Genomic DNA, 17,031 nt, shown 5'->3' with positions numbered 1-17,031 from the left:
TTTTTTGGGCGCTCGTCGCCGTGCGCCGTGATCCAGCCACGATCACCCTGCGTAATAAGGGATACAAACCCACGAACCGCAGGATCACGGGCCATGACGGCGAGAGAGCTTTCCGACAGTCAGGCGGCCACCCAGCGCTACATCCGGGAGGCCATGAAGGCCCCGCTGCTCACGCGGGAACGCGAGCACGAACTGGCCATGCTCTGGGCCCACGACCAGGACCAGGACGCGCTGGACGAACTCGTCAACGCGCACGCCCGGCTGGTCGTCAGCCACGCCACGCAATATCGCGGATACGGCCTGAACATGTCGGACCTGTTGCAGGAGGGCAACCTGGGCCTGATGCAGGCCGCTGCGCGCTTCGATCCCGACCGCGAGGTGCGGTTCTCCACCTACGCGGTGTGGTGGATCCGGGCGGCCATTCAGGATTTCGTGCTGCGCAACTGGTCGATGGTGCGTCTGGGCACGACCACGCAGGAAAAGGCCCTCTTCTTCAACCTGCGCCGCCTGCGCGCCAAGATCGCTGGATCGGACCAGGGCATCTCCGACACGGATGCGCGGCAGCAAATCGCGGATCAGCTGAAGGTCCAGCTCGGCCAGGTCGAGAATATGGAGTCTCGCCTCTCGGCCCCCGACCAGTCGGCGAATGCGCCGTTGGGTGAGGACGGCAGTTCGGAGTGGCAGGACCTGCTGGTCGACGACGCCGCCTCGCCGGAGGAGGTGGCCCAGCGGAGCCACGACAGCTCGCTGCGCGAGCGCTGGCTCAACACGGCGCTGACCCACCTGCCGGCGCGCGAGCAGCACATCATTCGCCAGCGCCACCTCAAGGAGGAAAGCGTGACGCTTCAGGAGCTTGGCGAAGAGCTGGGCATCAGCAAGGAGCGCGTGCGACAGATCGAGCACCGCGCCCTACAGGAGTTGCGCAAGCGCGTGCTGGAAGGGGCGGAACAAGACCGCACACGCGCTCAGCGCGCTCCCGCATAACGTCCCCCTCTGTGCTGGCCTGAACGCGCCGGATCGGTTTCTCCCGATCCGGCGCTTTTCTGTCGCGGACACGATGGTGCCCGGCGCGAACGGTGCGCAGCCCGGCCGTTCCGCTCGTCGCCTACATCCCCCTACGGAGCCCGGGCGTTGGCGGAACCTGGGCGGGGCGGGCAGAGGGCGCCGTTCGCCGGCCTGGTCCAAGATCGACGGCGAAATCGTGACCCTCCTCTTGGCCGATACCGACCCTGTCGCGGGTGGTGCGTGCCCGCTTCCGGGGCATGGCAAAGAACCGCGCCGTGTGTAACAGTTTCGCTCCGAAAATCTCACAACCCGGTTCACGCGCGTTATGTCAGGCTACGGACTCCCGGTTTCGGCGCGGCAGTGTCGAGGGCATCCGGCCGAGCCGTTCCGTCGCCGGCGGCAACCGATACGGGAGCGAAGCGAGATGACCCTTGGCGCCAACGGCTCCGTGCTCTCCCAGGCAAAGTGGGCGTTCACGACCCGGCGGGTGGCGACTGCCGACGTGGCCGGCCTGGAAAGCGACCTGACGCGCGCCCGCTCGGGCGATCTCGTGCTGGCCCGCGTTGGATCGGTTGGCCAGCACAAGAACCTGCAACTGCGCACGGGCCGGATGGCGCAGCTCTACCGCGGCGATCTGGTGGTGGCGGCCTGCGGCGACCGGTATGCCCCCGATCAGTTCGAGGCCGTCGCCAGTCTCGACGGGGAAGGCGCGGATCTCGTGGCCGGCGGTGGCATCATCGGCCGGATGCGCCACGCCCACACGGACATGAGTGCGCCGACCTCGGTACGACCGCTGGGGCTGCTCACCCACGCGACCGGCAAGACCGTCAACGTCGCCAGCTATGGCTTGCCGTTCCGGCGGTCGCGCGCCCGTGTGCCGGTGATCGCCGTGGTCGGTTCGGCCATGAACGCCGGCAAGACGACGGTGGCGGCCTCCCTGATCCACGGGCTGAGCCGCGGCGGCCTGGCGGTGGGCGCGGCCAAGGTGACCGGGACCGGGGCGTCCAAGGATGTTCACGCCTTCGCCGACGCTGGCGCGCACCGCGTGCTGGATTTCACCGACGCCGGCATGGCCTCCACCTATCGCCAGTCCCCGGCCCGCATCGGGGCCGCCATGGAAAGTCTGGTGGCGCACCTGATCGCGGACGGGGCCGAGGCAGTGGTCATGGAAGTGGCCGACGGCGTCTATCAGGCGGAAACCGCCGCGCTCATGCGCCGGGCGGCGTTCCGGCGGCGCGTGGACGGCGTGGTGTTCGCGGCGACCGATGCGCTCGGTGCCGTCGCCGGCGATCAGGCGGTGCGGAGCTGCGGGCTGTCGATGCTGGCCATGTCGGGGCTGTTCACCAACGGGCCGCTGGCGAGCCAGGAAACCCAGACCGCGGTCGCCGCGCCCGTGAAGCCGACGAGCGAACTCCTCGACCCCGCCTGTGCGCTGCGCATCCTCGACGGTGGCCACAAGGTTCCGGGACCGGTGGAAAGCGCCGCGGCGGTCGAGCCCGAGGTCCGGATCGCCGCGAGCGAGGACCCCTCCGCCAACGCTGCCGGCGCCCCCGCATGAGCGCGCCGCCGCCCATCTTCACGCGCGGGCGCACGCGGCGGATCGCGGTGCTGGTTGGGCTTGCCTGGGTCGAGGCCGGGGCCGCGGCGGTGGTCGCCGCCGCCACGCGCAGCGTTTTCGACCATGTTGGCGGCAGCGGGGCGGGGCTTCCATGGTTGGCGCTCGCGGGGCTCGTCGCGGCCGGCGCGCTGACGGCCGGGCTGCGCGTCGCCGAGCGCGGGATCGGTGAGCACATCGGCCAGACGTACGCCGCCGACCTGCGCCGCCGGCTGTTCGCGCACATTGCCCGCCTGCCGGCGCGCACCCTGGCCCATCGCCGCAGCGGCTACCTGGCGATCCGCTATATCGGCGATCTGCGCGTCTTCAAGGTTTGGGTCAGCGAGGGGGTCGCGCGGCTGATCTCGGCGGGGTGCATGCTCCCGGTGATGCTGGGCCTGCTGGCGGTGATGAGCGTACCGCTGGCGTTGGCCGCCGCCGGGCCCCTGCTCGTGGCCGTGATCGTGATGGCGCTCGCTTCCCCGGCGTTGATCGCGCCCAACCGCGAGGTCCGCCAGGAGCGTGGCCGCATCGCCGCCGACATGAACGAGCGCATGCCGGTGGCGCCCGAGCTGCGCCTCATGGGGCGGCTGAATGCCGACTTGCGGCGGCTGAACGGGCGCATGCGGGCGTTGCGGACCGCGGCGGTGCGGCGCGCCGTGGCCATCGAAACCATCCGCGCGATCCCGGAATTGATCGGCGGCGCCGCCGTGGCCTGTGTGCTGGGCACCGCCATCGTGACGGATGCCCCGGTCGGCACCGCGGTCGGTGTGATGACCGCGTTGGGCCTGGCGACCACGCCGCTACGCGATCTTGCGCTGGTGTGCGACCGCTACCGCGCCTGGTCGGTGGCCCATCAGAAGGTGCACAAGTGGCTGACACTCCCGGCGCTGCCGGATCCGGCCGAGTCCGACGCGCCGACGCCGGAACCGGCGGCGCAGCCCGCCGCGCTCGCGTTCGAGGATGTCGAGGTGCCGGGCGCGCTCGACGAGCTGACAGCATCGGCTTCCGCCGGGGATCGGGTGGCTGTGGTAGGGCCCAACGGGGCGGGCAAGTCGACGCTGCTGGACCTCGCGGCGCGCCTGGACGACCCGGCGAGCGGGCACGTTCGGCTGGACGGCGCGGATTTGCGCCACGTCCCGCCCTCGCGGCGGGCGCGCGAGATCGCGCTGGTGCGCGCGGCGACGCCGATCCTGAAAGGCAGCCTGCGCGCCGCGCTGGCGGCTGCCTGTGCCGAGCGCCCCGACGACGACGCCATCGAAGCGGTCGCGCATGCGCACGGGCTCGCCGGCGTCCTGGACCGCCTGGGCGGGCTGGACGGCAAGCTCGCGGAAGGCGGGCGAAACCTCTCCGCCGGGGAACGGCGGCGCGTGCTGCTGGCGCGGGCGGCGCTGGCGCAGCCGCGGCTGCTGCTGTTGGACGAGGCCGACGACGCGCTCGATCCGGCCGGCCGTTCGGCGCTGCGAACGCTGCTGCGAACGACGCCGGCGACCGTCCTCATGGTCACGCACGACCGCGACGCCGCGCTCGCCGCGGACACCGTCTGGTTCGTCCGCGACGGCCGCGTGGTGGAGCATGGGGCGCCGCGCGCGCTGCTGGAGGCCGGCGGGCCGGCGGCGGCGATGTTGGGCGGTCCGCCGGCCGCGGCGGCGTGAGGCTGGATCGCGCGGGAGGCTGGCAGGCGCGGGGCCGCTTGCGTACAGTCCGGCCATGGTCGGCGAACGCGGACAGTTTCCGGATCTCCTGCGCGGATGGGTGTGGCTCGTCGGGGCGGGGCCGGGCGATCCCGGCCTGCTGACGCTGCTGGCCTATCATGCCCTCCAGCAGGCCGATGTCGTGGTCTACGACGCGCTCGTGGACGAAGGCGTGCTCGACCTCGTGCCGGCGGGCGTCGAGCTGGAGCACGCTGGCAAGCGCGGCGGCCGACCCTCGGCCAAGCAGCGCGACATCTCCTTGCGGCTGGTGCAGCACGCCCGCGCCGGCCGGCGCGTGGTGCGCCTGAAGGGCGGCGATCCGCTGGTCTTCGGACGTGGCGGTGAGGAAGCCCTGGCCCTCGCCGACACCGGCGTGCCCTTCCGCATCGTGCCGGGCATGACGGCCGGCCTGGGCGGGCTGGCCTACGCGGGGATTCCGCTCACGCACCGGGAAACCAACTCCGCCGTCACCTTCGTAACCGGCCACGACGTCGGCGGGGCGCTGCACACCAGCCTGGACTGGGACGCGCTCTGCCGCGCGCCCGTGCTCGTGGTCTACATGGGCATGAAGCACCTGGAGCCCATGTCGGAACGGCTGCGCGCGGGCGGCCGGCCGCCCGACGAGCCCGTGGCGATCGTCAGCCGCGCCACCACGCCGCGCCAGCACGTGCTGGAAACCACGCTGGTTGACGCGGCGGCCGACGTGACCGCCTCGGGGATCGAGCCGCCCGCCGTCATCGTCGTGGGCGAGGTGGTGCGCCTGCGCGCGGGACTCGACTGGCTGAACGCGCTGCACGGCCGCACCCTGGTGCCGGACCCGCTCGGCGAACGCGGGACGGGCTGAGGCCGGGCGTTCCTATTCGCCGTCGCGCTGGCGGCGCTCGGCCTCGCCGATGAAGGAGTCGGCGTGCAGGTTGTCCGCCGCGATGCCGAGTTCGGGCAGGCGCTGGAGGGCGGCTTCCACCATGGGCGGCGGCCCCGCCAGGTACGCCTTGGCGCGGCTCAGGTCCGGCAGGTCCGCCGCGACGGCATCGGGCACCATGCCCGTGCGGTGCGCCGTCGGCCCGCTGGGATGGGACAGCACGGGGATGAAGCGGAAGTTCGGGTGCCTGGCTTCCAGCGCCCGGAAGTGCTCGACGAGATAGAGGTCCGGTTCGTCCCGCACGCCCGCGTAAAGGGAGATCGGTTGCGTCATGCCGCGGGCGAGGGCTTCCTCGACGATCGCCTTCATGGGCGCGAGGCCGGAGCCGCCGCCGATGGCCACGATGGGGCCGCTGTGGTCCGTGCGCAGATAGGTCGCGCCGAACGGCCCGCGCACCGTCGCGCGCTCGCCCGGCTTGAGCGCCGTGGCGACGTAGTGGCTCGGCCCGCTGTTCATGTTGCGGATGTGGAACTCGAACTCGCTGGCCGATGGCCGGCTGGCGATGGAGTAGTCGCGCTCCGGCTGGTCGTCGAAGGCCACGCGCGCGTACTGCCCCGCCGTGTGGGTCAGCGGTTCCCCACCGTCGCGTGCGAGACGCACGACGTAGATGTCGCGCGCGGCCTGCTCCACGGCCGTGACGCGGCACACGATCGTGCGGGGCTCGGCCTGCCCGGGTGCGGGGGCCGTTTCGGGGCCGGACGGCATGGGCGGGTCCTGATCGGTGAAACCGGGTTCGGCGCGGAAGAGGGTGTGGCCAAGATGCCGGCGGATCAAGGCGCCGTGGACCAGCTTTCCGATGCCGGCGGGCCGCGCCGCCGCGATGACGGCCTTGTGAGTGCCGCCCGGCCTTTCTACGATCCTGCCACGATCGGCGTGTCCGATCGGGCCGGGACCCACGACGGCGGAAACCATGCTGAATGAGTGACACTTCCTCTTCGCGCGGGCCGGGCACCGGCCCCGACGCGGCGCCGCAGCCGGCGGCTCACGGCGCCTTTCCCACGGTGCGCCTGCGGCGCAACCGCAGCGAGCCCTGGACCCGCCGGCTGGTCGCGGAGACCCGCTTGACGCCGGCCGATCTGATGTGGCCGCTCTTCCTGGAAGACGGCACCGACGTGTGGCGCGAGGTGCCCTCGATGCCGGGCGTGCACCGGCTGTCGATCGAGCGCGCGGTGGACGCGGTCGCTCGCGCCCGCGATCTCGGCATTCCCGTGGTGGCGCTCTTCCCGCACGTCCCCTCGGAGCGCAAGACGGCCGACTGCGCCGAGGCGTGGAACCCCGACAACCTCGTCTGCCGCGCCGTGCGCGAGATCAAGCGCCAGGTCCCCGACATCGGCCTGATGTGCGACGTCGCGCTCGACCCCTACAACGCACTCGGTCACGACGGCCTGGTCGAGGACGGGCGCATCCCCAACGACGCCACGATCGACGCGCTGATCCGGCAGGCGCGCACGCTGGCGGACGCCGGCTGCGACATCATCGGCCCGTCCGACATGATGGACGGGCGCGTGGGGGCCATCCGGCGGGCGCTGGACGCCGCGGGGCACCAGGACGTGAAGATGATGGCGTATTCGGCCAAGTACGCCAGCGCCTTCTACGGCCCGTTCCGCGACGCCGTGGGCTCCGGCGGATTCCTCGCCGGGGACAAGAAGACCTATCAGATGGACCCGGCCAACACCGACGAGGCGCTGCGCGAGGTCGGCCTCGACCTGCAGGAAGGCGCCGACATGGTGATGGTGAAGCCGGGGATGCCGTACCTGGACGTCCTGCGGCGCGTGAAGGACGCGCACCGCGTGCCCACCTTCGCCTACCAGGTCAGCGGGGAGTACGCGATGATGAAGGCCGCCGTGGAGCGCGGCTGGCTGGACAACCGTCAGGTTGTGCTGGAGAGCCTGCTGGCCTTCAAGCGGGCCGGGGCCGACGGCGTGCTGACCTACGCCGCGGTCGAGGCCGCGGAATGGCTGCGCGAGCCCTGACCCTCAGGCCGACTTCCGGCCGCGCCGGCCGCCGCTGGCTTCCGGCAGCTCGATGTTGACCTCCAGCGTGGAGACGTCCTCGCCGCGGTCCACCTGCACCTGAACCTTGTCGTCGTCCACGGCGATGTATTTCTTGATCACGGCCATCAGGTCGCGCTGCAGCGCGGGCAGGTAGTCCGCCCCTTCGCGGCCGGCGCGCTCGTGGGCCAGCACCAGTTGCAGGCGCTCCTTCGCCTGGGGCGCGGAGGCCTGTTCCCGGCGGAACAGCTTGCTCAGCCTCATGCCGACCTCCGGAAGAGTCGCTGAAAGACGCCGCGCTTCTCGCGCTTCAGAAAGCGGTGCGGCACGTCCTCGCCCAGGAAGCGCGACACCGCGTCGCCGTAGGCGGCACCCGGCGTGCTGTCGTTGTCGAGGATGACGGGCTGGCCGATGTTGGACGCGCGCAGGACGGCCTGATCCTCCGGGATGACGCCGAGCAGTTCGATGGAGAGGATGTCCATCACATCGTCCACGGTCAGCATCTCGCCGCGCTCGACGCGGTCCAGGTCGTAGCGCGTGACCAGGAGATGCTCGCGCACCGGCTCCAGGTTTTCCTCGGCGCGCTTCGACTTGGACTGCAGGATGCCCAGGATGCGGTCGCTGTCGCGCACCGAAGACACCTCGGGGTTGGTGACGATCACCGCCTGGTCGGCGTGGTAAAGCGCCATGACCGCGCCGCGCTCGATACCGGCGGGGCTGTCGCAGACGATGTAGTCGAACTGCTCCTTCAGGGACTCCAGCACCCGGCCCACGCCGTCGGGCGTCAGCGCATCCTTGTCCCGCGTCTGGCTGGTGGGAAGGATGTAGAGGTTTTCCGAGCGCTTGTCCTTGATCAGCGCCTGGCTGAGCTTGGCGTCGCCGTTGATGACGTTGACGAAGTCGAACACGACCCGGCGCTCGCAGCCCATCACCAGGTCGAGATTGCGCAGGCCCACGTCGAAATCGATGACGACGGTGGCATAGCCCCGCTGGGCGAGGCCCGTGGCAAAGGCGGCAGCGGAGGTGGTCTTGCCCACACCGCCCTTGCCCGAGGTCATGACCACGACTTCGCTCACCAGCACGCCTCCTTCATGATCCGCGCACGGAGCGGGGAAGCGGCTCGACCTCAACCCGCTCGCCATTGAGATAGATCTGGACCGGCTGACCGATCAGGGATTCGTCGATGTCGTCGCGGACGAGGTAAGCGCCCGCGATGGACACCAGTTCGGCTTCCAGGCTCTGGCAGAAGATGCGCGCGCCGTGGTCGCCCCGCACGCCGGCGAGGGCGCGGCCGCGCAACGGGCCGTAGACGTGGATGTGGCCGTCCGCGATGAGTTCCGCGCCGACGCTCACGGGCGCCATGGCGACCAGGTCGCCGCGCGCGTGGATGCGTCGCCCCGAGCGGACGGGGGTGGTGACCAGCTCGGCCGGGCGGCCGTTGTCGTCCGCGCCGCTGTCCCCGCTCTCCTCGCCGCGCTCACGCTTCGGCTCGCGCCGGGCGTCGCGGCCTTCGGGATCGGCGCTGGTGGCGCGCCCGGGCCGCTGGCGGCCGGAACGCCAGGACGGGAAGGGGCACAACCCGGCCTGGAGCGCGGCCGTGTTCTGGGCCTCGCTGCCGTTCTGCACCCCCACGGCGACGAGGTTCAACTCGCGCAGCCGTGCGGCCAGCTTGCCGAGATCCAGGTTGGCGTCGTCCGAGACGTCGTCCAGGTCCAGCACGATGGGGGCGCTTTCGAAAAAGCTCGGCGCTTGGGCGATCTTGGCCCGCACCCCCTCGAGCGCGTCGCCCTCGGCGGGCACGTCCAGAATCATCATGGTAAACGTGCCGCCGCGCAGGCGCGCGGGCGCGCTCGCCGGAGCAGCCCGGCCGGCCGTGGAACGTTGCACGGGGTCCCCTGCCACTTTTCGCGATCTCCGCCCTGGGATGCGCTGCCGGCGGCAGCTGTGCGGCGCAGGTCACGCGTCCTTCGGGATTCGAGCGCACAACGTAACGGTGGTAACCCGGGCCGTCGAGCATGGTCCGCACCCATCGCCGAAGCGGGCCTGGTGCGCTAGATTCAGGGCGAATTCGGATGTTTGCGCACGGCCCACTGCGGGAGGCGAGCGATGGCGACGGCGACGTTTGGTGCGGGCTGTTTCTGGGGCGTCGAGGTCACCTTCCGTCGCACGCAGGGGGTGACCGACGCGGTCGTCGGCTACATGGGCGGCACGGTGCCGAACCCGACGTACGAACAGGTGTGCACCGGCCGCACGGGGCACGCCGAGGTGGTGCAGGTCAGCTACGACCCGGCAGTCGTCACCTACGATGCGCTGCTGGAGGTCTTCTGGGGCTGCCACGACCCCACGCAAGTCAATCGGCAGGGCCCAGACGTGGGGACGCAGTACCGCTCGGTGATCTTTTGCCACGATGACGATCAACGTGCGCGGGCCGAGGCATCCCGCGCCCGGCTGGATGAGTGGGGGGTGTACCGCGCGCCCATCGCCACCGCGATCGAACCGGCCGGCACCTTCTGGCCCGCGGAGCCCTACCACCAGCGCTACCTGGAAAAGCGGGGCTTGGCCGATCCCGTCGAGTGGCTTTAAGACGTGCGTGCGAGGAGCGGCCCGGCCACGCCCGCAAGTCGTGCCAAATTCAAGCATCTAAACGAGACGTTAACCGTGGGCTGTTTTCCTGCCTCACAGAATGAGCCATGCCCTGCGCTGGCTGGCGGCATGATGCGCCACGTCGGCGCGGGACCGTAGGGACACCACAGGGGGGAGCGGCGCCGTGAAACCCGCTTATCTCGAGACGATCGCGCTGATCGAGCGTCTGCACCGCCAGTGCATGGAACTCGTGAAGACGGAGCTGGACCGCCTCGGCGTTCGCGACCTCAACGCGGTCCAGGCCATGATCCTGTTCAACCTGGGGGATTCGCAGCTCACCGTCGGCGAGCTGACGCAGCGCGGCTACTACCTCGGCTCGAACGTGTCCTACAACGTCAAGAAGATGGTGGAGAACGGCTATCTCCACCAGGAGCGGTCGCCGCACGACAAGCGCGCCACGCACCTGCAGTGCTCCGAGAAGGGCATGGAGATCTGCAACCGGCTGGACGAGCTGTTCGACCGCCATGCCCGCGAGTTGGCGAACAGCGGCGTCGACGAAGGCGCGCTCGGCACCACCAACGACTCGTTGCAGCGCCTGGAAGGCTTCTGGGCGGCCGCGCGCGTCACCGGCGTAAGCTCCGTCGCGTAACGACCGGCGGCGCGTGATGACCGCGCCCGGCGGAGCGTCCGCCGGGCGCGCGGAATGTTACCCGAAGGCCGACCAGCCGGTTTGGGCGCGGCCCAGGATGAGGGCATGCACGTCGTGTGTGCCCTCGTAGGTGTTGACGGCCTCCAGGTTCACCATGTGCCGGATCACGTGATACTCGTCGGAGATGCCGTTGCCGCCGTGCATGTCGCGCGCCATTCGCGCGATCTCCAGCGCCTTGCCGCAGGCGTTTCTTTTCAACATCGACACGGCTTCGGGCGTGGCCTCACCGGCATCCATCAGGCGGCCGAGGCGGAGCGCGGCCTGCAAGCCGAGCGCAACCTCGGTCTGCATGTCGGCCAGCTTCTTCTGTATCAGTTGGGTCGCGGCCAGCGGCTTGCCGAACTGGTGGCGCTCGAGCGTGTAGGAGCGCGCGGCGTGCCAGCAGAACTCCGCCGCGCCCATGGCACCCCAGGCAAGGCCGTAGCGCGCCGAGGTGAGGCAGGAGAACGGGCCCTTCAGGCCCTGCACGTTCGGCAGGCGGTTTTCGGCGGGCACGAAGACGTCGTCCATGACGATCTCGCCCGTCGGCCAGGCCTTGAGCGCCGCCTTGCTTTCGATCTCCGGCGTCGACAGCCCCTCCATCCCGCGCTCCAGGATGAAGCCGTTGATGCGGTCCTCCGGGGCCGTCCGCGCCCAGACCACGCAGATGTCCGCGATGGGGGCCGAGGTGATCCAGGTCTTGGTGCCGCGCAGGCGGTAGCCGCCGTCCACCGGCTCCGCGCGCGTGCGCATTGATCCGGGATCCGAGCCCGCGTCCGGCTCCGTGAGGCCGAAACAGCCGATTCGCTCGCCGCTGGCGAGGCGGGGCAGGTGGGTCCGCCGCTGGTCCTCGCTGCCGAACTTGTAAATCGGGTGCATCACCAGCGAGGACTGCACGCTCAAGGCCGAGCGGTAGGCGGAATCGGCGGCCTCGATGGCGCGCGCGATCAGGCCCTGGGCGACGTAGCTAACACCGGCGCAGCCGTAGTCTGCGGGCAGGGCGGCACCGAGCAGGCCCAGCTCGCCCATCTCCGGCATGATGTCGCGGTGCGTGCGACCGTAGCGGTGCGCCTCGACGATGCGGGGGATCAGCTTGTCGCGCGCATAGCCCTGCGCCGTCTCCCAGACCATGCGCTCCTCTTCGGTGAGCTCGTCGGCGAGGCGCAGCGGATCGTCCCACGCGAAGGGCGGGCGGCTCTTCGTGCCGGCGGTCTCGCCGCTGGCCTGGTTGGCGTCGATCTGGCTCATGGCGCTTTCTCCGTTTTGGCGGCCGCGCGCGATGCTTTGGCGCGCCGGTGGCGGGGCGCATGCAATCAGGTTATCATCGCCCGCATGCGCGAGGGTGGCGTCATCATCGAGTTTATTCCACGCGGACGCTTCGTGAAGGTGTCGGCGATGGACGTGAAGACCCTGACCGAGGTGTGCATCGTCGGGGACGCGCAGCAGTCCGAGGACGAGCTGAAGCGGACGGCGAAGCAGAAGCTTCGCTATGTGCTGGACCGCGACCGCAAGCCCAGAGGCAGCGGCAAGGGCGGCATCGTGGTCTGACGGAACGCGCCGGCCGCTTGTCCACCCGACCCCGATGAGCTAGCTGTTGGCGGCATTCGCGCCGTGGTTCGTCAGGGGGATCGGATGATCGAGGTCCGCGACATCGTGAAGCGCTTCGGCGGGCTGGTGGCCGTGGACCACTGCTCGCTGACGGTGGGCAAGGGGACGATCACCGGCCTGATCGGACCGAACGGCGCCGGCAAGTCCACGCTGTTCAACATCGTGGCCGGCTTCCTCCAGCCGGACGATGGCAGCGTCCTGCTCGACGGCGAGGACGTGACGAGCGTCTCGCCGCACCGGCTCTTCCGCAAAGGCCTCGTGCGCACCTTCCAGATCCCGCACGAGCTCGCGCGCATGTCGGTGCTGGAAAACCTCATGCTCGTCCCAGCCGAGCAGTCCGGGGAAAACCTTTTCAACGCCTGGTTCCGGCCGGCGCGGACGCGCGGTGACGAGGCGCGGGTGCGCGAGCGCGCCGAGCAGGCGCTGGAAACGCTGCAGCTGACCCACGTGCGCCACGAGCTCGCGGGCAACCTTTCCGGTGGCCAGAAGAAGCTGCTGGAAATCGGGCGCACGATGATGACGGACGCCCGTGTCGTGCTGCTGGACGAGCCCGGCGCCGGCGTGAACCGCACGCTCATGGCCCAGCTCACCGACGTCATCCGCACGCTCAACCGCGAGCACGGCTACACCTTCTGCATCATCGAGCACGACATGGACATGATCGGGGAGCTGTGCGACCCGGTCATCTGCATGGCGCAGGGGCATGTGCTGGCCCAGGGCTCAATGGCCGAAATCCGCAGCAACGAAGCGGTGCTGGAAGCCTACTTCGGTGGCGGCGCCGCCACGGCGGCCGATGCGAGTGCCTGATTGCGTAATCGCATTGCGCGACCGGTCGTCTTTTAAATTTGACGAATATTCGATTCGAATAATGCTGCCGTGTGGTGTTCCGTAATCAAGTTATTTGTTTATTTTATTAACTTAATTTAAATCCGAATTTGCGTCCCTGGCGGTGTTTGCATCCGATGTCATCCGGAAACAGCCGGAATCGACAACAAAACACCGTCAGGGAGACTCCACATGACCACATCTCGCTTGTTCGCCGGTGTCGCCATGGCCGCCACCGTCACGGCGGTGGCTGCGACCCCGTCGGCAAAGGCCGCCACGATCGAGTTGACCACCGTCAATTGGGCGCCGTTCTACGGCGAGTCGCTCGAGAAGGGCGGACCCGTGGCGGCGCTGGCGAAAGCCGCCGCGAAGGAAGTCGGCCACACCGTGACCGTCGAGTTTCTGCCGTGGAAACGGGCCATGGCCATGGCCAAGCGCGGCGAGAAAGACGGCATGCTGGGCGCCTATTACACCGAGGAACGGGACAAGGCGTTTCACTTCACCGAGGAATCCTTCTACACGGTCAAAGTGGGCCTGATCGCCGACGAAAGCCTGGGCGTGACATCCTACGGGTCGCTCAAGGACCTCACGCAATATACCATCGGCTATCAGCAGGGCTGGGCCTATCCTGAAAAATTCGACAACGCCGACTTCCTGGAGAAGGATCCGGCGCCCAACCAGACCGCCAGCGTGAAGAAGCTGGTCCATGGCCGCGTCGACATGGTGGCCATGTCCCACGGCATCTTCCGCAACGAACTCGACAAGTTGCCGAACGCGAGCCTGGACGACTACGTCTTCCTGGAGCCGCTGCTGATGGAGGGCACGCTGCACATGGCGATCTCGAACAACGCCGAGAACGCGGCGCAGCTGGCTCGCGACCTCGACGCCGGACTCGAAGCCATCCGGGAAAACGGCACCTACGAGCGCATCATCTCCAAATACAACATGTGATTCCGTCGCGCCGGCGGGTCAGGCGGTTTGACCGCCGGCCCGCCATCGGCCAATCTCCGCCAGCCTCAATCGAAAGGGGTGCCCGCCGCCCGCGTGGGCACCCTTGTGATTCTTCGAAAGCAGCGCGGCGGACGGGCATGAGTTTGCTGACCGTTGACGGCCTGTATGCCGGGTACGGCGACGTGGACATCCTCAAGGGCGTGGATGTGCGCGTCGAGCCGGGCGAGATCGTGGTGCTGATCGGCCCCAACGGCGCCGGGAAGTCCACTGTGATGAAGGCGATCTTCGGGCTGATCCGCGTCTCCGGCGGCCGGATCGCCTATCGCGATCGCGATATCACGGGGCTGCGCCCGGATCAGGTCGTGCGCTCGGGCATCTGCTACGTGCCCCAGGAAAAGAACGTTTTCCCGACCCTGACGGTCGAGGAAAATCTGGAAATGGGCGCGTTCATCCGCAACGACGATTACAGCGCCGAACTCCAGCGCGTGTACGAGCTCTTCCCCGCCCTCTACGAGAAGCGGCGCCAGCCGGCGGGCGCGCTCTCGGGCGGCCAGCGGCAGATGGTGGCGATGGGCCGCGCGCTGATGCTCGATCCCGGCCTGGTGCTGATGGACGAGCCCACGGCCGGCCTGGCGCCAGCCATCGTCGACCTGATTTTCGAGAACATCCGCAAAATCAACGACCTCGGCGTGAGCATCCTGATGGTCGAGCAGAATGCCAAGCAGGCGCTGCGCATGTCCCATCGCGGCTACGTGCTCACGACGGGGCGCAACCGTCACACCGACAGCTCCGCCAACCTGCTCGCCGACCGCGAGGTGGCGGAGATGTTCCTGGGCGGCTGACGAGGGCAAACGGGCCGGCGATGACGGAATTTCTGCAGCTTACGGTCTACGGCCTCGTGCTCGGGAGCATCGTTTCCCTGGGCGCGATCGGGCTCTCGCTCGTCTACGGCATCCTGCGCTTTCCGCACTTCGCCCACGGCGATTACATCACCCTCGGCGCCTATCTCGCGCTGGCGGTGGTGCAGGGCGTGAGCGTGTCCACGCTGGTGGCGCTGCCCGTGGGCGTGGCCGGCACCGCGGCGACGGCCATCGCGATCGATCAGGTGCTCTACCGGCGGCTGCGCCGGGTGGCGCCGGTGATCCTGCTGATCGCATCGGTGGGCGTGGCGCTGATCCTGCGCAGCCTTATCCAGATCGTCTGGGGGCCGAGCAACCAAGTTTACGAAACCGGCATCACGATGCCCTACCGCGTGGGCGGGGTGAACGTCTCCCCCGACCACATCGTCATCTTCCTGGGCGCGATCGCGCTCATGGTGGCCCTCCACCTCTTCCTGCAGAAGACGAAGATGGGCAAGGCCATGCGCGCCATGAGCGACAACGCCGACCTGGCGCAGGTGACGGGCATCCGGGTGAACACCGTCATCATCTGGACCTGGATCATCGGCGGCGGGCTGGCCGCGGCGGCCGGGATCTTCCTGGGCATGGACACGCGCCTGCACCCGGTCATGGGCTGGCGCATCCTGCTGCCGGTGTTCGCCGCCGCCATCCTGGGCGGCATTGGCCGGCCCTACGGCGCCGTCGTCGGCGGGCTGATCATCGGGTTGGCGCAGGAGTATTCGACGATCGCCATCCCGCCGTCCTACAAGCCGGCGGTGGCGTTCGCGATCATGGTCATCATGCTGGTTGTGCGCCCGACGGGCCTGTTCGCTGGACGGAAGGCGTAAGATGGAAGGGATCATCGACTACGCCGTTTTCTCGCTGTGCCTCATCGGCATCTACGGGCTGCTCGCGCTCGGCCTGAACGTGCAGTGGGGCATGACGGGGCTGTTCAACATCGGGGTCGCGGCGTTCTTCGCCGTCGGGGCCTACACCAGCGGCATGCTAACCGCGCCGCCGAGCGAGGCGCACTGGGGCGGCTTCGGCCTGCCGATCCCGGTGGGCATGGTCGCCGCGATGGTGACGAGCGGCGTGCTCGCGGTGCTCGTGGGGCTGGTGACGCTCAAATTGCGGGCGGACTATCTGGCGATCGCCACGATCGGCATTGCCGAGATCATCCGCCTGGTGATGAAGACGGAAACCGAGATCACGGGCGGCGTTCGCGGTATGCCGGACATCCCGCGGCCGCTCGCCTGGATCGAGGGGGTGAGCTTCGAGGTCACCTTCCTGGTTATCATCGCCGTGGTCGTGGCGATCGTCTACGCCGCCCTGGAAGTGGCCCGCCGGGCCGCCTGGGGGCGCGTGCTGCGCAGCATCCGCGAGAACGAAGACAGCGCGTTGGCCGCCGGCAAGAACGTCATGGGCTTCCGCATTCAGGCCTTCGTCGTCGGCGCGGCCGTGATGGGGCTGGCCGGCGCGCTGTACGCGCACTTCATCTCCTTCATCAGCCCCGAAGCCTTCAAGCCCATGCTGGCGACCTTCCTGGTGTGGGTGATGCTGATCGCCGGCGGCAGCGGCAACAACAAGGGGGCGCTGCTGGGTGCGCTCGTTATCTGGGGAATCTGGTCGGCCAGTGAGATGGTCACGGGGCTGCTGCCCGGCGCGCTCGCGACCCAGGCCGGGGCCGTGCGCATCCTGCTGATCGGCGTGCTGCTGGAGATCATCCTGGTGACGCGGCCGGAAGGCATGCTCAGCGAGGCCGGCGAGCGCATGCGCGGCATCCGCAAGGAGTCCCGGCGCGAGAAGCGGTGAAGCCAGCTTCTCAGGCGATCAGCAGGACCAGGTACACGGTCAGCGCCCCGCCCAGGGGCGCGCCCACGAGCAACGCCAGCGCGATCAGCAGCCACTGGCCGATCCGGGCAGGCGGGGGCCATTTTGGGGCTCGCGTGGTGCGGCCGGCCGGCGCCGGCGCGTGAGACGACCGCGTCGCCGGCTGCACCGCGGCTATCTCGGTGGAGCCAGGGGAGGCCGAGCTGGTCGTCGGTCGTGGAATTTGTTCCGGCCCCGCGGCTTCCAGCAGCGTGTTCCGGTTCAATCGGCCGCTATCCGGCCACCAGGTCAGCGAGACGACCCGGCAGCGTCGGGGCTTGCTGCCCGAAGCCATGCGGATGGCGCAGGCCAGGGCGTCGTTGCGGTCCAGACAGAAGCCCTGAAGCAGCCAGTCGCCGTCGTCCAGTTCGACTTCGATCTCGTACATCAGCGCCGCCCCCGCTCGGCGCCGGATCGTGGGTC

Annotated in this window: 19 protein-coding genes; 13 read left to right on the top strand and 6 right to left on the bottom strand. The window is 69.4% G+C overall.

The window, feature by feature from the left end:
- The first annotated feature begins 93 nt into the window (after positions 1–93).
- From BLQ43_RS04760 to cobA, 4 genes are all read left to right on the top strand, one after another.
- A complete protein-coding gene (locus tag BLQ43_RS04760; protein WP_090018971.1) occupies positions 94–984 on the top strand; it encodes an RNA polymerase factor sigma-32 in 891 nt (296 codons plus the stop codon).
- Positions 985–1,429: 445 nt separating this feature from the next.
- Positions 1,430–2,563 (top strand): hypothetical protein, encoded by a 1,134-nt coding sequence (locus BLQ43_RS04755; protein WP_090018970.1) that lies wholly within the window; start codon positions 1,430–1,432, stop codon positions 2,561–2,563.
- Entirely contained in the window at positions 2,560–4,254 is a 1,695-nt protein-coding gene (locus BLQ43_RS04750; RefSeq protein ID WP_090018969.1) for an ATP-binding cassette domain-containing protein, read from the top strand. The genes BLQ43_RS04755 and BLQ43_RS04750 overlap by 4 nt, the downstream gene beginning before the upstream one ends.
- 55 nt (positions 4,255–4,309) lie before the next feature.
- The gene (gene cobA / locus BLQ43_RS04745) at positions 4,310–5,137 is read left to right on the top strand and encodes a uroporphyrinogen-III C-methyltransferase (RefSeq protein ID WP_090018968.1); all 828 of its coding nucleotides are present in this window, start codon (positions 4,310–4,312) and stop codon (positions 5,135–5,137) included.
- A 12-nt stretch (positions 5,138–5,149) separates the two neighbouring features.
- Here cobA and BLQ43_RS04740 read toward each other — a convergent pair whose 3' ends face one another.
- Positions 5,150–5,920, bottom strand: a complete 771-nt coding sequence (locus BLQ43_RS04740; RefSeq protein WP_176758522.1) for an NAD(P)H-flavin reductase — start codon at positions 5,918–5,920, stop codon at positions 5,150–5,152.
- Positions 5,921–6,132: 212 nt separating this feature from the next.
- Between BLQ43_RS04740 and hemB the strand changes: the two genes are divergently transcribed.
- Entirely contained in the window at positions 6,133–7,188 is a 1,056-nt protein-coding gene (hemB, locus tag BLQ43_RS04735) for a porphobilinogen synthase (RefSeq protein ID WP_090018966.1), read from the top strand.
- Between the two features lie 3 nt (positions 7,189–7,191).
- On the opposite strand, the gene minE is transcribed toward hemB, so the two are convergent.
- Genes minE through minC form a run of 3 tightly spaced genes read right to left on the bottom strand, consistent with a single transcriptional unit; the run spans position 7,192 to position 9,093 of the window.
- Positions 7,192–7,470, bottom strand: coding sequence for a cell division topological specificity factor MinE (minE, locus tag BLQ43_RS04730; protein WP_090018965.1), 279 nt, complete (start codon positions 7,468–7,470; stop codon positions 7,192–7,194).
- On the bottom strand, positions 7,467–8,282 hold the full coding sequence (gene minD, locus BLQ43_RS04725; RefSeq protein ID WP_090019135.1) for a septum site-determining protein MinD: 816 nt from the start codon (positions 8,280–8,282) through the stop codon (positions 7,467–7,469). The genes minE and minD overlap by 4 nt, the downstream gene beginning before the upstream one ends.
- Positions 8,283–8,295: 13 nt before the next feature.
- A complete protein-coding gene (minC, locus tag BLQ43_RS04720) occupies positions 8,296–9,093 on the bottom strand; it encodes a septum site-determining protein MinC (RefSeq protein ID WP_281217559.1) in 798 nt (265 codons plus the stop codon).
- A 219-nt stretch (positions 9,094–9,312) separates the two neighbouring features.
- On the opposite strand from minC, the gene msrA reads away from it, so the two are divergent.
- Together msrA and BLQ43_RS04710 are read left to right on the top strand one after the other, a co-directional pair.
- A complete protein-coding gene (msrA, locus tag BLQ43_RS04715) occupies positions 9,313–9,789 on the top strand; it encodes a peptide-methionine (S)-S-oxide reductase MsrA (protein ID WP_090018963.1) in 477 nt (158 codons plus the stop codon).
- 184 nt (positions 9,790–9,973) lie between these two features.
- Complete coding sequence (locus BLQ43_RS04710) at positions 9,974–10,438, top strand: MarR family winged helix-turn-helix transcriptional regulator (RefSeq protein ID WP_090018962.1); 465 nt, start codon at positions 9,974–9,976, stop codon at positions 10,436–10,438.
- A 57-nt stretch (positions 10,439–10,495) separates the two neighbouring features.
- Here BLQ43_RS04710 and BLQ43_RS04705 read toward each other — a convergent pair whose 3' ends face one another.
- The gene (locus tag BLQ43_RS04705) at positions 10,496–11,725 is read right to left on the bottom strand and encodes an acyl-CoA dehydrogenase (protein ID WP_090018961.1); all 1,230 of its coding nucleotides are present in this window, start codon (positions 11,723–11,725) and stop codon (positions 10,496–10,498) included.
- An 84-nt stretch (positions 11,726–11,809) separates the two neighbouring features.
- On the opposite strand from BLQ43_RS04705, the gene BLQ43_RS04700 reads away from it, so the two are divergent.
- The 6 genes from BLQ43_RS04700 (at position 11,810) to BLQ43_RS04675 (ending at position 16,551) form a co-directional block, all read left to right on the top strand.
- A complete protein-coding gene (locus BLQ43_RS04700; RefSeq protein ID WP_090018960.1) occupies positions 11,810–12,025 on the top strand; it encodes a DUF6898 family protein in 216 nt (71 codons plus the stop codon).
- 84 nt (positions 12,026–12,109) lie between these two features.
- Positions 12,110–12,892: an ABC transporter ATP-binding protein gene (locus tag BLQ43_RS04695; protein ID WP_090018959.1), complete on the top strand. Its 783-nt coding sequence runs from the start codon at positions 12,110–12,112 to the stop codon at positions 12,890–12,892.
- Between the two features lie 210 nt (positions 12,893–13,102).
- A complete protein-coding gene (locus BLQ43_RS04690) occupies positions 13,103–13,861 on the top strand; it encodes a substrate-binding periplasmic protein (protein WP_090018958.1) in 759 nt (252 codons plus the stop codon).
- A 137-nt stretch (positions 13,862–13,998) separates the two neighbouring features.
- The gene (locus BLQ43_RS04685; RefSeq protein WP_090018957.1) at positions 13,999–14,703 is read left to right on the top strand and encodes an ABC transporter ATP-binding protein; all 705 of its coding nucleotides are present in this window, start codon (positions 13,999–14,001) and stop codon (positions 14,701–14,703) included.
- A 20-nt stretch (positions 14,704–14,723) separates the two neighbouring features.
- Positions 14,724–15,587, top strand: coding sequence for a branched-chain amino acid ABC transporter permease (locus BLQ43_RS04680; protein WP_090018956.1), 864 nt, complete (start codon positions 14,724–14,726; stop codon positions 15,585–15,587).
- Position 15,588: 1 nt separating this feature from the next.
- On the top strand, positions 15,589–16,551 hold the full coding sequence (locus tag BLQ43_RS04675) for a branched-chain amino acid ABC transporter permease (RefSeq protein ID WP_176758521.1): 963 nt from the start codon (positions 15,589–15,591) through the stop codon (positions 16,549–16,551).
- Between the two features lie 10 nt (positions 16,552–16,561).
- On the opposite strand, the gene BLQ43_RS04670 is transcribed toward BLQ43_RS04675, so the two are convergent.
- A complete protein-coding gene (locus tag BLQ43_RS04670; protein ID WP_090018955.1) occupies positions 16,562–16,996 on the bottom strand; it encodes a hypothetical protein in 435 nt (144 codons plus the stop codon).
- Positions 16,997–17,031 lie beyond the last annotated feature (35 nt).

The sequence above is a fragment of the Limimonas halophila genome (assembly GCF_900100655.1).
GTDB classification, from domain to species: Bacteria; Pseudomonadota; Alphaproteobacteria; order Kiloniellales; family Rhodovibrionaceae; genus Limimonas; species Limimonas halophila.
This window is presented reverse-complemented; position numbering and strand designations above follow the sequence as displayed.

Bases quoted from the DNA above. Each gene is read 5' to 3' on its own strand.
- BLQ43_RS04760 (WP_090018971.1), top strand. From the start codon at position 94: ATGACGGCGAGAGAGCTTTCCGACAGTCAGGCGGCCACCCAGCGCTAC.
- BLQ43_RS04755 (WP_090018970.1), top strand. From the start codon at position 1,430: ATGACCCTTGGCGCCAACGGCTCCGTGCTCTCCCAGGCAAAGTGGGCG.
- BLQ43_RS04750 (WP_090018969.1), top strand. From the start codon at position 2,560: ATGAGCGCGCCGCCGCCCATCTTCACGCGCGGGCGCACGCGGCGGATC.
- cobA (WP_090018968.1), top strand. From the start codon at position 4,310: ATGGTCGGCGAACGCGGACAGTTTCCGGATCTCCTGCGCGGATGGGTG.
- BLQ43_RS04740 (WP_176758522.1), bottom strand. From the start codon at position 5,920: ATGCCGTCCGGCCCCGAAACGGCCCCCGCACCCGGGCAGGCCGAGCCC.
- hemB (WP_090018966.1), top strand. From the start codon at position 6,133: ATGAGTGACACTTCCTCTTCGCGCGGGCCGGGCACCGGCCCCGACGCG.
- minE (WP_090018965.1), bottom strand. From the start codon at position 7,470: ATGAGGCTGAGCAAGCTGTTCCGCCGGGAACAGGCCTCCGCGCCCCAG.
- msrA (WP_090018963.1), top strand. From the start codon at position 9,313: ATGGCGACGGCGACGTTTGGTGCGGGCTGTTTCTGGGGCGTCGAGGTC.
- BLQ43_RS04705 (WP_090018961.1), bottom strand. From the start codon at position 11,725: ATGAGCCAGATCGACGCCAACCAGGCCAGCGGCGAGACCGCCGGCACG.
- BLQ43_RS04700 (WP_090018960.1), top strand. From the start codon at position 11,810: ATGCGCGAGGGTGGCGTCATCATCGAGTTTATTCCACGCGGACGCTTC.
- BLQ43_RS04695 (WP_090018959.1), top strand. From the start codon at position 12,110: ATGATCGAGGTCCGCGACATCGTGAAGCGCTTCGGCGGGCTGGTGGCC.
- BLQ43_RS04690 (WP_090018958.1), top strand. From the start codon at position 13,103: ATGACCACATCTCGCTTGTTCGCCGGTGTCGCCATGGCCGCCACCGTC.
- BLQ43_RS04685 (WP_090018957.1), top strand. From the start codon at position 13,999: ATGAGTTTGCTGACCGTTGACGGCCTGTATGCCGGGTACGGCGACGTG.
- BLQ43_RS04680 (WP_090018956.1), top strand. From the start codon at position 14,724: ATGACGGAATTTCTGCAGCTTACGGTCTACGGCCTCGTGCTCGGGAGC.
- BLQ43_RS04675 (WP_176758521.1), top strand. From the start codon at position 15,589: ATGGAAGGGATCATCGACTACGCCGTTTTCTCGCTGTGCCTCATCGGC.
- BLQ43_RS04670 (WP_090018955.1), bottom strand. From the start codon at position 16,996: ATGTACGAGATCGAAGTCGAACTGGACGACGGCGACTGGCTGCTTCAG.